The sequence below is a fragment of the Sporacetigenium mesophilum DSM 16796 genome, from assembly GCF_059569055.1.
Window position 1 is genome coordinate 253,366 of record NZ_JCANUR010000001.1, and the last position, 15,371, is coordinate 268,736.

General features: G+C 31.1%; 11 protein-coding genes, 1 pseudogene and 1 riboswitch. Of the genes and pseudogenes, 10 read left to right on the forward strand and 2 right to left on the reverse strand.

Annotated features, from left to right (window positions below):
* The first annotated feature begins 185 nt into the window (after window positions 1-185).
* From BS62_RS01275 to BS62_RS01310, 8 genes are all read left to right on the forward strand, one after another.
* Window positions 186-1,559 carry an APC family permease gene (locus BS62_RS01275; protein WP_496489423.1) on the forward strand — a complete coding sequence of 458 codons (1,374 nt, stop codon included), beginning with the start codon at window positions 186-188 and terminating at the stop codon, window positions 1,557-1,559.
* Between the two features lie 178 nt (window positions 1,560-1,737).
* Window positions 1,738-2,571, forward strand: a complete 834-nt coding sequence (locus BS62_RS01280; protein ID WP_496489424.1) for a thermonuclease family protein — start codon at window positions 1,738-1,740, stop codon at window positions 2,569-2,571.
* A gap of 234 nt (window positions 2,572-2,805) precedes the next feature.
* Window positions 2,806-3,054 carry a MafI family immunity protein gene (locus tag BS62_RS01285; protein ID WP_496489425.1) on the forward strand — a complete coding sequence of 83 codons (249 nt, stop codon included), beginning with the start codon at window positions 2,806-2,808 and terminating at the stop codon, window positions 3,052-3,054.
* Window positions 3,055-3,195: 141 nt separating this feature from the next.
* Complete coding sequence (locus BS62_RS01290) at window positions 3,196-4,962, forward strand: DUF4153 domain-containing protein (protein WP_496489426.1); 1,767 nt, start codon at window positions 3,196-3,198, stop codon at window positions 4,960-4,962.
* A gap of 326 nt (window positions 4,963-5,288) precedes the next feature.
* A riboswitch (purine riboswitch) is annotated at window positions 5,289-5,390 on the forward strand.
* A gap of 198 nt (window positions 5,391-5,588) precedes the next feature.
* Window positions 5,589-6,920, forward strand: a complete 1,332-nt coding sequence (locus tag BS62_RS01295) for a uracil-xanthine permease family protein (RefSeq protein ID WP_496489427.1) — start codon at window positions 5,589-5,591, stop codon at window positions 6,918-6,920.
* A gap of 30 nt (window positions 6,921-6,950) precedes the next feature.
* The gene (locus BS62_RS01300) at window positions 6,951-7,748 is read left to right on the forward strand and encodes an FAD binding domain-containing protein (RefSeq protein ID WP_496489428.1); all 798 of its coding nucleotides are present in this window, start codon (window positions 6,951-6,953) and stop codon (window positions 7,746-7,748) included.
* The gene (locus tag BS62_RS01305) at window positions 7,739-8,188 is read left to right on the forward strand and encodes a (2Fe-2S)-binding protein (protein WP_496489429.1); all 450 of its coding nucleotides are present in this window, start codon (window positions 7,739-7,741) and stop codon (window positions 8,186-8,188) included. The genes BS62_RS01300 and BS62_RS01305 overlap by 10 nt, the downstream gene beginning before the upstream one ends.
* A 2-nt stretch (window positions 8,189-8,190) precedes the next feature.
* Entirely contained in the window at window positions 8,191-10,503 is a 2,313-nt protein-coding gene (locus tag BS62_RS01310) for a xanthine dehydrogenase family protein molybdopterin-binding subunit (RefSeq protein WP_496489430.1), read from the forward strand.
* A 50-nt stretch (window positions 10,504-10,553) separates the two neighbouring features.
* Here the strand turns inward: BS62_RS01310 and BS62_RS01315 are convergent, their stop codons facing one another.
* Together BS62_RS01315 and BS62_RS01320 are read right to left on the reverse strand one after the other, a co-directional pair.
* Window positions 10,554-11,624, reverse strand: a complete 1,071-nt coding sequence (locus BS62_RS01315; RefSeq protein ID WP_496489431.1) for a peptidoglycan-binding protein — start codon at window positions 11,622-11,624, stop codon at window positions 10,554-10,556.
* A gap of 214 nt (window positions 11,625-11,838) precedes the next feature.
* Window positions 11,839-12,009: a hypothetical protein gene (locus BS62_RS01320; RefSeq protein WP_496489432.1), complete on the reverse strand. Its 171-nt coding sequence runs from the start codon at window positions 12,007-12,009 to the stop codon at window positions 11,839-11,841.
* A 192-nt stretch (window positions 12,010-12,201) separates the two neighbouring features.
* On the opposite strand from BS62_RS01320, the pseudogene BS62_RS01325 reads away from it, so the two are divergent.
* Together BS62_RS01325 and BS62_RS01330 are read left to right on the forward strand one after the other, a co-directional pair.
* Window positions 12,202-14,679 (forward strand): annotated as a pseudogene (locus tag BS62_RS01325) (heavy metal translocating P-type ATPase).
* Between the two features lie 17 nt (window positions 14,680-14,696).
* Window positions 14,697-15,341, forward strand: a complete 645-nt coding sequence (locus BS62_RS01330) for a hypothetical protein (RefSeq protein ID WP_496489433.1) — start codon at window positions 14,697-14,699, stop codon at window positions 15,339-15,341.
* Window positions 15,342-15,371: the final 30 nt, after the last annotated feature.

The window sequence follows — 15,371 nt, forward strand, 5'->3', positions numbered from 1 at the left end:
TTATTTAACTACAACATTCAAAATTCTATATTTATAAAAAATTCTGTAAATAATCATTGCAGATTAAATCATACCGTGGTAGAATCTAAATAAATCTATGGATAACGTTTTCTTGGGAAGGGGGTATAAGAAAGCGGGGAATTATAATCGCAATTATAATTATTATAATGTCAGGGGGCTATTAAATGAGCACAAGAGCAAATACGCTAGGCGTAAAAGAAAAATTAAACACACAAACAAGTAATCAAGAGTTAAAAAAGACATTAGGGTTTGCCACTGCTATATCTACAGTTGTTGGAATGGTCATAGGTTCAGGGGTGTTTTTTAAACCTTACGCTATTTACAATGCTACAGCTGGAGCGCCGGGGGTAGGGATATTAGCTTGGATAGTTGGTGGATTTATAACGATAGCTGCTGGTCTTACCGCAGCTGAGGTATCTGCAGCAATACCAAAAACTGGCGGTATGATGGTTTATTTAAAAGAGATATACGGAGAAAAATGGGGGTTTTTAACAGGTTGGATGCAAACTGTTTTATATTTCCCTGGAATGTGTGCAGCACTTGCAGTTATATTTGGTACTCAAGCAGCTGGATTATTAGGGCTAGGCGTAGACAATATGGGTGCAAAAGTAGGAATAGCTATAGCGGCTATAGTATTATTGTCATTTTTAAATACATTAGGTTCAAAAACAGGTGGTGCTATACAAACATTAGCTACTGCAGGTAAATTAATACCACTTGCTTTAATAGCTATATTTGGATTTATTAATGGTAATGGTAACCCTGTAATGTCTCCAATGGTTGGGGATGGTGTATCTATAGGAACAGCATTAGGTCAAGCTTTAATAGCGGTATTATTTGCTTTTGAAGGTTGGATGAATGTTGGTGCTATAGCTGGTGAAATGAAAAACCCTGGCAAAGATTTACCGAGAGCTATAGTTGGAGGTTTATCATTGGTTATGGCAGTATACTTAATTGTAAATATAGCTTATTTATGGGTTATGCCAGCTAATGAATTAATGATGACACAAACTCCTGCTGCAGCAGTTGCTACTGCTATATTTGGACCAGTTGGTGGTAAAATAATAGCTGTAGGTATATTAGTATCGGTATTTGGAGCATTAAATGGATTTATATTAACAGGAGCAAGAATGCCTTATACTTTAGCTAGTGAAAAAATGTTACCAGCAAGTAATTGGTTTTCTAAATTAAATAATAATTTAGTTCCTGCTAATGCTACTTGGTTTATGGCTATATTAGCATCAGTTTACGCTTTATCAGGAAAGTTTGACTTCTTAACAGATTTAACAGTATTCGTAATATGGTTATTCTTTATAATGACTTTCTTTGGTGTTATTAAATTAAGAAAAGATCAACCAAACTTAGTTAGACCATACAAAATACCATTATATCCAATAACTCCACTAGTAGCTATAGTAGGTGGAGGGTATGTAGTTATAAACACGTTAATGACTCAACCTAAAAATGCCATATTAGGATTACTTATAACATTCTTAGGATTACCTCTTTATACATATATGAAAAGGAAAAATGCTTAATACACAAATTAGGGCCTTGGCTTATGCCAGGGCTCTTTTTCAATGGTATGTTAGGTGACTAATATTACATAAAATGGTATACTAAATATATAATATAAAGTTTTAACTAATTTATATATTTATTTATATAATATAATAACAACAATAGCAACCGTAGTATCTACAAGGGGGAAGAAACATGACATCAAAGGCAAAGGGCTTGTTGTTTTCATTAATTGTAATGTTCGGATTGAATTTAACAGCTTGTTCAAGTGATGATATATACACATACGACGAACAAGACACAGTTATTAGTAATATTACTGACGATGAAAATACAATAGAAAATGAAGAAATAGAAAAAACGGAAGAGATAGAAGAAACAACTAAAATTTTTAGTGTTCCTGAGAATAGTAGAAAAGGTACAGTTATAGATTCAATAGATGGTGACACTATAAAAGTTAAATTTGAAAATGGCGATGTAGAATCAATAAGAATACTTCTTATAAATACACCTGAAAAAAATGAAAAATTTGGACTTGAAGCTTCAAATTTTGCTTATGAAGAATTAAACAATAAAACTGTTTATATAGAGCCAGATGTAGAAGATAGAGATAAGTATAATAGACTTCTAGGGTACGTTTGGTATGAAAAAAATGGACAACTAAAGTTGTACAATAAAGAAATAATATTAGCGTCGTTATCTAAAGTCGCATATGTATATGATAGTAAAAAACACTTAGATATCTTGAAAAAGGCTGAAGAAAGTGTTAAGTACAATAAACTAAACATATGGGAAAAAGAAGGTTATGCTACTAATAAAGGCGATAAATACGATATGAGTGTATATGAAGATAGCCCTTTAAGTAGTAGTTCTAATAATGTTAAGAATTCGGTATATACAACAAAAACTGGCAGCAAGTATCACTTAGATAAAGATTGTAGAGGATTAGCTAAGGCAAGTAAAATATTTGAAAAACCAAAACAAGAAGCTATAAATTCTGGTTTGAGTTTGTGTGGATATGAAGATTAGAGTAATAAGAGAGCTATATTTAAGCTCTCTTATTGTTTTATAATATAAATATTTGTTAATTAATTGATATAGATAAATGTATTTAGAGTAAAATAATAGAAGTACAAAAAAGATTTAACTATAAAAATTTTGGGTAAAAATGATAATATCCAACTGATATATTTGGGCAAGGTTCCATCTGGTCGTTGGCGACATGAACGAAGCGAATTTTTGGTAATAAGGGAGCGTAAAAATATGGATATAGATAAAAAAATTATTAATTTATTAAGTCAGATACATATATTATCATTTGAAGATATAAGTATAGCTAAAAGATTTTTAGAATCTAAGGATTACGAATTAGCATTAAAACATTTATGTTCTAGAATAAATGAAGAGAGGGTGTTTATTTCTAAAGAAACTTATGAACTAATAAAAAGAATAGCAGAAGAACTAGATACAGAACAGTGGATATGGGACGATTTAGAATTTCTGATTATGTAATAATATAATCCAAGTTTAACTAAGGAATACATAAGGTATTAATTTTTTGAATAAGCTAGAGAATAGAAATGTTTACTTAAAAATACAACAAAGGTAGCTTCTTCCATTGTGATATAATAAATGTAGAGGGGAGTGAAAATTATGAAAATTGTTACAAAAATTAATGTTTTAGCAAACAAGTTATCCCACAGCTTTAAGCGTTTCCCTGTGACACTGTTATTTGCAACGTTAATGGTGGGGGTTCTTATTTTTATGAACCACTTAGATTTTAATCTTGAAAAATCAAGGGATATTTATACTCGTGTATCTATGGCATTAGCATTGGGTATTCCACTAAGCTTGTCTTTACATGTTTTTTTAGAAAGAAATGTTCATGTTAAGACACCAGTTAAAATTTTATCTCATATAGCAGTTATGGTAGTATTGAGTGTCTATTATTTCTTGTTCTTAAAAAATCAAGAAATGGTAACAATGACAAGATATGTTGCATATACTATTGCTCTTTATATGCTTTTTAGTATTATCCCATATTTTCGCAAAAAAACAAATTATGAACTTTATGTAATTAAATTATTTACTAGATTTGTTACAACTTATGTATATTCTATAGTTCTTTATTTAGGTATAGTTGCTATTTTAGTAACTATAAACTTACTATTTAACGCAGATATACCAGGTGAGGTTTTTGCTGATATGGCCCTTATTGTAGCGGGGATTTTTGCTCCGGCATTTTTCTTAGCTGATGTTCCAAGAAGAGAAGAAGAAGTTTTGCCTGAGAGTTATCCGAAAGTATTAAGTATTTTACTACAATTTATTATACTTCCGCTAATTTCAGTATATACGATAATTTTATATGTTTATTTCGGAAAAATTGTAATAACGAGACAGTTACCACAAGGGATTATAGGTAATTTAGTTTTATGGTATTCCATTGTAAGCACTATTGTTCTTTTTTTCATATATCCATTAAGGAAAAAAAGTCAATGGATAAAGTCATTTATTAATATTTTCCCAAAGGCTATTCTTCCATTGCTTGCAATGATGTTTGTTGCCATTGCAATAAGAATTAATGCTTATGGAATAACAGAAAACAGATATTTTGTATTGATAGTGGGGTTATGGGTAACTGGAGTCATGATTTACTATTCAGTTAAGAAAGATATTATTAATATTTTTGTAACTATATCTTTGGCTATTGTAGCTGTTTTAACTGTTACAGGTCCTTGGAGCGCTTATTCAGTTTCAAAGAGTAGTCAAAATAAACGATTTGAGGAAATAGTAAAACGATATGATATGATTGACCAATCTGGAAATATAAAAAATTCAGAGGATGAATTTTCACAAGCAGATCAAGTTCAAGTTAGTGGGATAATTTCATACTTCAACCATTACCATGACTTAGAAGATATAAAATATCTGCCAGCAGATTTTGAAATTAGCGATATGAAAAATCTATTTGGATTTGATTTAAAAGATGATGGTCTAGGATTTGATCAAAGTAGAGAGTATTTTAACTATTTCTTAGAGAGACGAGAAAGTTTAGTTGATATTAAAGATTTTGATTATTTTACAACATATGAGATATATAGCTCTGAAAGTTTCCAACAATCAAATGGAGATTATAATATTGCCTATGACCACAAAGAAAAAGAGCTTATTATTAAAAATAAAGAAAAAATTCTTTATAAAACTAACTTAGAAAAAGTTGTATCAAATATTCACAATAAAAATAAAGGAAAAGCTACAGATAAAGAAAGACTTAAAGAAGAAGAAATGGCATTCAAAGATGAAAATAAAGAAATCAAAATCCAAGTTGTTTTTAAAAACTTAAGTGGCTTTGAAAATAGATCTACTGATGAAGTAAATCTTGAATCAGCGGAGTTTTATACTTTTATAAAATTCAAATAATAAAAAGCAAGAGTACAATGTAATGTGCTCTTGCTTTTTAAATTATATAATTAACTATGTATATTTTTTACACTTTGGTAATATACTTTAATATAAAAAAGTACAAGCTAAAGGGGTGAAAATATGTATACTGTTAAAGTATCAGATATAAAAGAGCCAATAATATTCAAAGGAAAATTTTCAGAACTGAAAAAATATCTTAAAGAATTAGAAGAAAAATATAAAAATAAAAGACAGTAACCTTGCTTATGCTTTATAGGCAAGGTTATTTTTTTTACAAAGATGTTGACAAAACACGAATGTTTTGATAGATTAGTATACAAGATACATCAAAAATTATATATGCTCATATATACTCAGTGATATGGACTGAACGTTTCTACCGGTACACCGTAAATGTACTGACTATGAGCAAGATTATCATAGGAAATTGTCTATTTGACAGAATTTTAGGTTTGTTGGACTTAAAGTTTATTAAATAGATATTAAAGACCTATATAATAATTTTGCTTATAGAAAATTATTATATAGGTCTTTTTTTATGTAAATATAACTTTGAAAATACACGAACAAAAAATTAAAAAATATAGTTAATGTAAATAAAATAAACTTTTGGAGGTAATCGAATGAATGAAAAATCTCAAAACTCGGTATATAAGTTAGATGGTATACCGCCATTAAAAACAGCAATACCACTTGGAATTCAACATGTACTTGCAATGTTTGTAGGAAATGTAGCACCACTAATTATAATATCTAGTGCACTTAATTTACCAGTTGTAGAGAAAACTTTCTTGATTCAATGTGCTATGTTTGTAGCTGGAGTTGCAACATTAATTCAATGTTATCCTATAGGGCCAATAGGAGCTAGACTACCGATAGTTATGGGAACAAGTTTTGCATTTGTTCCAACAAGTTTAGTTATAGGAGCTAAATATGGTATGGAAGGAATACTTGGGGCATCGTTAGTTGCTGCAATTGTACAAATAGCAGTTGGAGTAAGCCTAAAACATCTCAAAAAATTCTTGCCGCCATTAGTTACAGGGACGGTAGTTTTATCTATAGGTTTATCACTTTTGCCAGTAGGAATTAATTATTTTGCTGGAGGGGTAGGTTCTTCTGATTTTGGATCGCCATCAAATTTATTATTAGGAACTATAGTTTTAGTCACTATAATATTTTTCAAGCAATATACAAAGGGATTAACTAGTATATCTTCAATACTTATAGGGCTTTTAGTAGGTTATATCGTTGCAATACCAATGGGTAAAATAGATTTTTCGGAAGTTATGATGGCTTCTTGGATATCTATTCCTACACCATTTAGATATGGGTTTGAATTTCATTTAGATGCGATACTTCCTATGGCATTTTTATACATAGTTTCAGCACTTGAAAGTATAGGTAATATATCAGCAATAACAAAGGGTGGAGCTGATCGAGAACCTAGTGCAAAAGAGATTTCTGGTGGAATAATAGCAGATGCAGTAGATAGTATTATAGGTGCAATATTTAATGTACCACCGAATACATGTTTTGGTCAAAATGCAGGAATTATTGCTATGACAAAGGTTATAAATAGATTTGTAGTTGCAATAGGTGGAGTATTCTTAATTTTAGCTGGTATATTTCCAAAACTCGGTACTATAGTTGCACTAATGCCTCCAAGTGTACTTGGTGGAGCTGCAGTAATGATGTTTGGTATGATATCTATAAGTGGGATAAACCTTATAATGAGCGAACCTTTAGGAGAAAGAAATAGTGTTATAGTTGCCCTGTCTTTAGGAGTAGGTGTAGGACTTAGTCAAGTACCTGGCGCACTAGAAAAAATGCCTCACATAATCCAATTAGTATTTGGCGAATCTGGAATAGTTTTAGTAGCTTTAATAGCTATAGTTCTTAACATAATATTACCAAAAGATAAAAAACAAGAACTTAAGGATGTAGCAAATTTTTAATAAATGAAAAAATACCAAGGGGGAATATAAATGTTTACAGTATTAGATATAGTCCAACCTCAAAGTATAAAAGAAGCTTATGAGATATTAATTAAAAGAAAGAGCAATACAGTAATTGGAGGGTCTGCCTATTTAAGACTGGGTTGTAAGAAAATAGGAACTGCAATTGAATTATCAAAGCTTAATTTAAATTATATAAAAGAAGATGAAAATTGTATAGAAATAGGAGCTATGACTACTTTTAGAGATATAGAAATAAGTACTATTTTAAATAGAAATTTTAATGGAGTATTATCAAAATGTGTGAGAGATATAATAGGGGTTCAATTTAGAAATGTAGTAACTGTTGGAGCTAGTGTATTTTCAAAATATGGATTTTCAGATTTATTAACGGCATTATTATCACTAGATACAGAGGTAGAACTTTATAACGGCGGTAGAATGACATTAGAAGAATTTTTAGAAAAGCCCTATGAAAAAGACATATTAACTAAAGTGTACATAAAGAAAAATAATAGAAAATCTGTATACGCCTCTATGAGGAATTCAGCAAGCGATTATGCAATATTAAATGTATCTGTTTCTAAAATAGATAGTAATTGGAAAATAGTTTTAGGGGCTCGACCAAGAAGAGCTAGTGTTGCAATTAATGCATGTGAGTTTATTTCAAGTGAAGAAATAAGTGATGAAACAATAGAAGAAACAGCTCAAATAGCATGTGAAGAATTAACCTTTGGAAGTAATATGAGAGCAAGTGAAAATTATCGCAAGGTTATATCTAAAGCCCTTATAAAAAGAGCCATTGTGGAGGTGCTACAATGCAAATAGAATTAATATTAAATAAAAAAAATATTAAATTAGAAGTTAATGGTGATGATTACCTAGTAGATGTACTCAGAAAAGAAGGTAACTTAAGTGTTAAAAGAGGGTGTGATACAGGTTGTTGTGGACTTTGTACTGTATGGATAGATAAAAAACCGACATTATCTTGTGCTACACTTGCCATAAGAGCTGATAAAAAAGAAATAACTACTATAGAAGGGTTACAAAATGAGGCTTCAGAATTTGCAGATGTTTTAGTAAAAGAAGGAGCAGAGCAATGTGGATTTTGTAGTCCAGGATTTATAATGACTGTACTTGCGATGAAAAATGAACTTATAAATCCTAATGAAGAAGATATAATTCACTATTTAAATGGGAATCTATGTAGATGTACAGGATATATGGGACAACTAAGAGCAGTGAAAAAATATCTGGGGGTAGAGTAGTTATGAATATAGTTGGTAAGAGTATATCTAAAATAGATGGAATGGCTATAGCTACAGGAAAGCCGGTATATACAGATGATTTGTCTAGTACAGATGCATTAGTTGTAAAAATTTTAAGAAGTCCTCATGCATTTGCAAAAATAAAATCTATAGATACTTCAAGGGCGGAAAAACTTGAAGGTGTTGAATGTATACTTACATATAAAGATGTTCCTAATACTAGATTTACATTGGCTGGACAAAGTTATCCAGAACCATCACCCTATGACAGATTAATATTAGATGAAATAGTTAGATATGTAGGAGATGAAGTTGCAATAATCGCAGCTATAGATGAAAAAATAGCAACTAAAGCTATGAATATGATTAAAGTGAATTATGAAATTTATGAACCTGTACTAGACTCAGATACAGCTATAGGACATAAAACAATAATTCATAGTGAAGACTTACATTGTAACTTTGATATAGGTATGGATAAAGAAAAAAATATAGTATCTACTCATAAAAGCGAAAAGGGAAATATAGAAGAAGAAATAAATAAATGTGATGTAGTAATTGAAGAAACTTATGAAACTCAAGCTCAAGCTCATTGTATGATGGAGACCTACAGAGCTTACAATTATCTAGATCATATGGGAAGATTGGTTGTAGTAAGTTCTACTCAAATACCTTTTCACGTTAGAAGGCACTTATCTCGTGCTCTTGATATACCTGCAAGTAAAATAAGGGTTATAAAACCTAGAATTGGTGGGGGGTTTGGAGGAAAACAGACTGCCTGTGTTGAAATATTTACAGCTATTGTTACACTAAAAACTGGCAAGCCTGCAAAGCTTATATATACTAGAAAAGAAACTTTTAGTTCTACCACAAGTAGGCACCCTATGAAAATAAAAGTTAAAATTGGTTCAGATAAGGAAGGTAATATAAAAGCAGTGGATATGTATGCTTTATCTGATACTGGGGCATATGGGGAACATGCATCTACAACATTTGGATTGGTTGGAGAAAAAACTCTTCCATTATACAATAAATTAAATGCCTATAAATTTATGGGTCACGTTGTTTATACTAACAAAACACCATCGGGAGCATTTAGAGGATATGGAGCAACACAAGGATGTTTTGCGGTAGAATCAGCAGTTAATAAGTTAGCATCAAAATTAGGTATTGATCCTATAAAATTAAGAGAAAAGAACCTTATAAAAGAAGGTGAAACTTCTGTTGCTTATAATAAAAATATAAATAGTTCTACATTAGATAAATGTATAAAAAGAGGAAAAGAACTTATAGGATGGGACAATAAATATCCTAGTAGAGAAGTAGCTCCAAACAAAGTTAAATCAGTGGGAATGGCTATTACTATGCAAGGGTCAGGTATAGCTGGAATAGACACAGCTTCAGCACAAATAAGATTAAATGATGATGGAACATATACATTACTTATAGGTTCTACAGATATGGGCACAGGAAGTGATACAATTCTTGCTCAAATGGCATGTGAAGTTTTAGAAACAACAATGGATAATATAACAGTTGTTGCAGCTGATACAGATATATCACCATACGATCCAGGTTCATATGCTTCAAGTACTACTTATGTTACAGGAATGGCAGTAGTAAAGGCGTGTGAAGAATTAAAGGAGAAAATTGTAGAAGCTGGAGCAAATCTATTAGAATTATCTAATAATAAAGTTGATTTTAGTGAAGGTTTAGTAATAGATATAAACAATGAAAATAGTATATCAACTAAAGAAATTGCAATAACATCTATTGTAGGACCACAAAATTCGCAGCTAGTTGGAAATGCAACCCATGGAAGTCCTGTTTCACCACCTCCATTTATTGCAGGATTTGTTGAAATTGAACTTGACAAGGAAACTGGGAAAATAGAACTAATAGATTATGTTGCTGTAATAGACTGTGGAACAGTTATAAACAAAAACTTAGCGAGAATACAAGCAGAAGGAGGGATAGTTCAAGGTATAGGAATGGCTATGTATGAAGATATTAAGTTTAATTATAAAGGTAAGTTAGATAGCGACACTTTTATGCAATATAAAATACCTTGTAGAAAAGATGTTGGAAATATAATAGTGGATTTTGAAGAGAGTTTTGAACCAACAGGCCCATTTGGTGCCAAGTCCATAGGAGAAATTGTTGTAAATACTCCACCACCAGCTATAGCACATGCTGTTTATAATGCAGTAGGAGTTAATATAAATACCTTACCAATAACACCTGAAAAGATACTTATGGCTATGAATAATCTAGAAAGCTTTAAAGAGCCAACTGAAGCTATTTATGTAATATAAAAAATTGCCACTAAATTTAGTGGCAATTTTTTATACATTAGGTATGTAAATTAACGAGAAAATATCTTCATCAATTCTTTTATATTGTTTTGATGTGCAGTGTCTTTTACCTTAGTTCCGTGCGTACGTGAATTTAGGAAATGTAAGTCAACGTGACCATCCATTCCATTTCCTTTTACAGTATCAAGATTTAATCCTGATCCATAGCCATTACTTCTATTGCTTACAGTTACATTAGCTGGCTTGTCATCTCTACCTGCATGAGGCATAGCGCTCATAGATGCTATGATCTGCTTATTATCTATATGTACAATAACTGGTCTTCTTGTCCAACTAAAGCTACCCCATACCTGTTTTATTTTTTGAGTATCTTCTTTTGTCAAAGATTCAATATCAGCATGGTTTGTTCCATAGGTTCTTTTCATATTAAAAGTTATTCCTGTTTTGTAATCTTCTACAACGAAAGTTGCTCCCCTTGGAACTTCATTTTGAGCAATTGACCAATCAATGGCAGTTACACTTTCTCTAGATACATTAGTTCCTCTATTTGGAGCGTCGTTATTTGCAGGACTAGTACCTTCAGTTACTGATATTAAGTAAGAGTTAGAAACATGTCCTTTCTTTCCGTTATATTCTACATAAGACCAATTTCCGCTTTGAGACATTACATCTACTTTACTTCCCTTAGGTATAGTAAGTATTACACTAGAGCTTGTAGTAGCGCCAGATCTCATATTCAGGTTTGCCTTAGTTTGTTTTTGTATATTTAAATCAGTAGTAGTAGTCACTTCAGTTACAGGTGCTGAATTAGTTTGAGTCGAACTTACAAATAGCTTACCTAACGTATTCTTCCCAGCTATTCCATCAGCGCTAAGTCCTGATGCCTTTTGGAATTTTATTATAGAACTTTTAGTTGCACTACCATAGTAATTAGTTGTTTTAGAGATATTTAAGTATCCATTTTCTTTTAATTTGTTTTGAATAACATTTACATCACTATGGCTCATTCCATACTTATATAAATTTAACTTGAAATCATGTGCCGATGCCATGCTTACATTAGAAAAAGTTATCATGCTCGACAGTGCTAATATGTAAAAAGTTTTTCTAGATATTTTCATAAAAAATTCTCCTCCTGTATTTGAACGGTTATGTAAATAGGCAAAAAAAATAAACCAAGAAAATTGTTGGTTTTTGTAACCCCTCTGTAACCATATTGTAACATTTGAAGAAAAAACTTTCAATAATATAAGAGTATGTATATTTTTCCAGGTTATTGATAAATAGCAAATCAATGGAAAAAGCCAGTATAAAAATACTGGCTTTTTTACGATATTAACAGTGATTGAAGGAATCGTCATCAACACATAGTAATATTAATATTAATATTAAGAATGGTATCCAATCAGATAAACATATTTCATCCAAAGTATCTTGGAATACTAAGAATAAAAAGAATAATACTATTATCCACCAACCATCGAATTCACTAAAAAAGTTTGCCATAATATACCTCCATAGATGTAAGTTTTTGAAGATTTGCTAACCTTCTAAGTTATAATATGAAGATAAATAAAAAATTGTTACTATACTTTTTCTTCATAAAAAACACATAATATAGTAATATTCTTTTAATGTAAAAAAATAGTTTACATATACCCTATAAGGGTATATTATAAATATATAGGAGGGTTGATTATGAATATAAAAGAACAAACAATAAATGTAACGGGAATGACCTGAGCAGCTTGTGCTAAAGCTGTCGAGAGGGCAGTAAGAAAACTAGAAGGAACAGTAGAAGCGAATGTTAATGCAGCTACTGAGAAATTAAATATAAAATATGATAGTACAAAAACTACTTATGAAGCTATAAAAAGTGCAATAGAAAAGGCAGGATACGGAGTTTTAGAAGAAGTTAAAGCCAAAGAAGTTATAATCCCTATTGGCGGTATGACATGTGCAGCTTGTGCTAAGGCTGTAGAAAGAGTAGTAAAAAAACTAGATGGTATAGAAAATGTATCTGTTAATATGGCAACAGAAAAAGCATCTATAGGCTATAACCCAGGTAAAGTAAGGATTTCAGAAATAAAAATGGCAATAGAAAAAGCTGGATATAAACCATTAGAAATAGAAAACAAAAGTTCTGTAGATGAAGATAAATTAAGAAAAGAAAAAGAAATAAAAACTCTATGGACTAAGTTTATAATATCGGCTATATTTGCAATACCTTTATTTTATATAGCTATGGGTCCTATGTTAAAGCCACCATTTCCAGAATTTCCAGTACCTACTATTATAGAGCCAATGATGTATCCAATGAATTTCGCATTAACACAGATATTTTTAACAATCCCTATAATTATAGCGGGAAATAAGTTTTATACAAGTGGAACAAAAGGAATATTGAATAAAAGTCCTAATATGGACTCGTTAGTGGCGATGGGTACTTCAGCAGCTGTAATATATAGCTTATACTCAGTATATAGAATATCTATTGGAGAATTTATAGCTGTTGATAATATGTATTTTGAAACAGCAGGTATAATAATAACTTTAATATTACTTGGAAAATCACTTGAGGCAGTTTCAAAGGGAAGAACAAGTGAAGCTATAAAGAAACTTATGGGTCTAGCACCTAAAACAGCAATAATAATAAAAGATGACAAAGAAATAGAAATACCTATAGAAGAAGTTGAAGTAGGAGATATAATACTAGTAAAACCAGGTACTAAGATACCTGTTGATGGTGAAGTTATAGAAGGTCACACATCAGTAGATGAATCAATGTTAACGGGAGAAAGTATACCTGTTGAAAAAAATTCAGGTGATAAGGTAATAGGTGCAAGTATAAATAAAAATGGATCTATAAAATTTAGAGCTACAAAAGTAGGAAGCGATACAGCACTTTCGCAAATTATAAAACTTGTTGAAGATGCCCAAGGATCAAAAGCACCTATAGCTCAAATGGCAGATATAGTATCAGGTTATTTTGTTCCTATAGTATTTGGGATAGCTGCTTTATCAGGTATAGCTTGGTATTTTAGCGGAGAAACTTTAGTATTTTCACTTACAATATTTATAGCAGTATTGGTTATAGCTTGTCCTTGTGCACTAGGCCTTGCAACTCCAACAGCAATAATGGTTGGTACAGGTAAAGGTGCAGAATATGGTGTTTTAATTAAAGGTGGAGAAGCACTTGAAAGTGCTCATAAAATAAACACTATAGTATTTGATAAAACAGGTACTATAACTGAAGGAAAACCTGAGGTTACAGATATAGTAGTAACTGATGTTGTAGACAAAAACACTTTATTAAAAATTGCAGCAAGCGCAGAAAAAGGATCAGAACATCCACTTGGTGAGGCAATAGTTAGAGCTGGAGAAAAAGAAAATTTACCAATTCTTAAGGTAGATAAATTTAAAGCGATACCAGGTCATGGTATAGAAGTTGAAATAGAAAATAGTGTAATATTATTAGGAAATAGAAAATTAATGTTAGATAGAGGTATATCATTAGAAGATTTAGAAAGTGATTCAGACAGATTGGCTGAAGAAGGTAAGACTCCTATGTATATAGCAGTAGACAACAGACTAGCAGGTATAATAGCGGTTGCAGATGTTGTGAAAGAAAGTAGTGCCAAAGCTATACAAAAACTACATGAAATGGGCATAGAAGTTGCTATGATAACAGGAGATAATAAAAAGACCGCAAATGCAATAGCAAAACAAGTTGGAATAGATAGAGTACTTGCAGAAGTTCTTCCACAAGATAAGGCAAATGAAGTTAAAAAGCTTCAATCAGAAGGTAAGAAAGTAGCCATGGTTGGAGATGGAATAAACGATGCGCCAGCACTTGCACAAGCTGACATTGGTATAGCAATAGGTTCTGGTACTGATGTTGCAATGGAATCAGCTGACATAGTTCTTATGAGAAGTGATTTAATGGATGTTCCGACAGCCATCAAACTAAGTAAAAGTACAATAAGAAATATAAAGCAAAATCTATTCTGGGCATTTGGATACAATGTTATAGGTATACCTATAGCAGCAGGGGTACTTCATATATTTGGAGGACCACAATTAAATCCAATATTTGCAGCAGCTGCAATGGCATTAAGTTCAGTTTCAGTTTTAACTAATGCCTTAAGACTTAGAAGTTTCAAGCCATATAAATAGGAATTTGAGGTGAGAATATGAAAATTAAGAAACTAGCATTAGGTGTATCTATATTAACTTTGGCTATAGGACTAGTTGGTTGTAAATCAACTGATGTAGTAGCTAAATATGGAGCACAGTCCTTTGATATAATGGTAGATAAAAATAATGTATACTCAAATGATAAAGACAATAGATGGGTAATAGAAGCCCCTGACAAAACAAAGTTTAATATAAGTAAAGACTTTAGTGACAATGTAGATTTTGCTATAGAAATGGACGGTAAACCATTTATAGATGGTGGATTAGATGTATCAAAACTTCCTAAGTCATATATATACAATGACAAAGAGAAAACTATAAGTATTGATTCAAATATAGGAGATACAAAATTTGAAAGTAATGATAAAAAGCCTGTAGATACACTAAATTATATAATAGATAACCATAGAGATATACTTGGATATCATCATGAACTAGATCACTATGGTTTAGACTTAGACAATGGAAACAAATTTGAGTGGGCATACCATATGGACAAAAACGATAAAGATATAGTATTTGTTTTAAATCCAGAGCTTTTTATAAAAGCAGGAGTAGATCCTAATAAAATAGACGGATGGGCATATGCTAAAGTAGGAGAGGATTACAAGTTATTAAAACCATTTGATATAGTAAAATAAAAAATTCGCGACCTGAGTGTCGCGAATTTT

Bases quoted from the DNA above. Each gene is read 5' to 3' on its own strand.
- BS62_RS01310 (WP_496489430.1), top strand. From the start codon at position 8,191: ATGAATATAGTTGGTAAGAGTATATCTAAAATAGATGGAATGGCTATA.
- BS62_RS01315 (WP_496489431.1), bottom strand. From the start codon at position 11,624: ATGAAAATATCTAGAAAAACTTTTTACATATTAGCACTGTCGAGCATG.
- BS62_RS01290 (WP_496489426.1), top strand. From the start codon at position 3,196: ATGAAAATTGTTACAAAAATTAATGTTTTAGCAAACAAGTTATCCCAC.
- BS62_RS01280 (WP_496489424.1), top strand. From the start codon at position 1,738: ATGACATCAAAGGCAAAGGGCTTGTTGTTTTCATTAATTGTAATGTTC.
- BS62_RS01285 (WP_496489425.1), top strand. From the start codon at position 2,806: ATGGATATAGATAAAAAAATTATTAATTTATTAAGTCAGATACATATA.
- BS62_RS01295 (WP_496489427.1), top strand. From the start codon at position 5,589: ATGAATGAAAAATCTCAAAACTCGGTATATAAGTTAGATGGTATACCG.
- BS62_RS01300 (WP_496489428.1), top strand. From the start codon at position 6,951: ATGTTTACAGTATTAGATATAGTCCAACCTCAAAGTATAAAAGAAGCT.
- BS62_RS01330 (WP_496489433.1), top strand. From the start codon at position 14,697: ATGAAAATTAAGAAACTAGCATTAGGTGTATCTATATTAACTTTGGCT.
- BS62_RS01305 (WP_496489429.1), top strand. From the start codon at position 7,739: ATGCAAATAGAATTAATATTAAATAAAAAAAATATTAAATTAGAAGTT.
- BS62_RS01275 (WP_496489423.1), top strand. From the start codon at position 186: ATGAGCACAAGAGCAAATACGCTAGGCGTAAAAGAAAAATTAAACACA.
- BS62_RS01320 (WP_496489432.1), bottom strand. From the start codon at position 12,009: ATGGCAAACTTTTTTAGTGAATTCGATGGTTGGTGGATAATAGTATTA.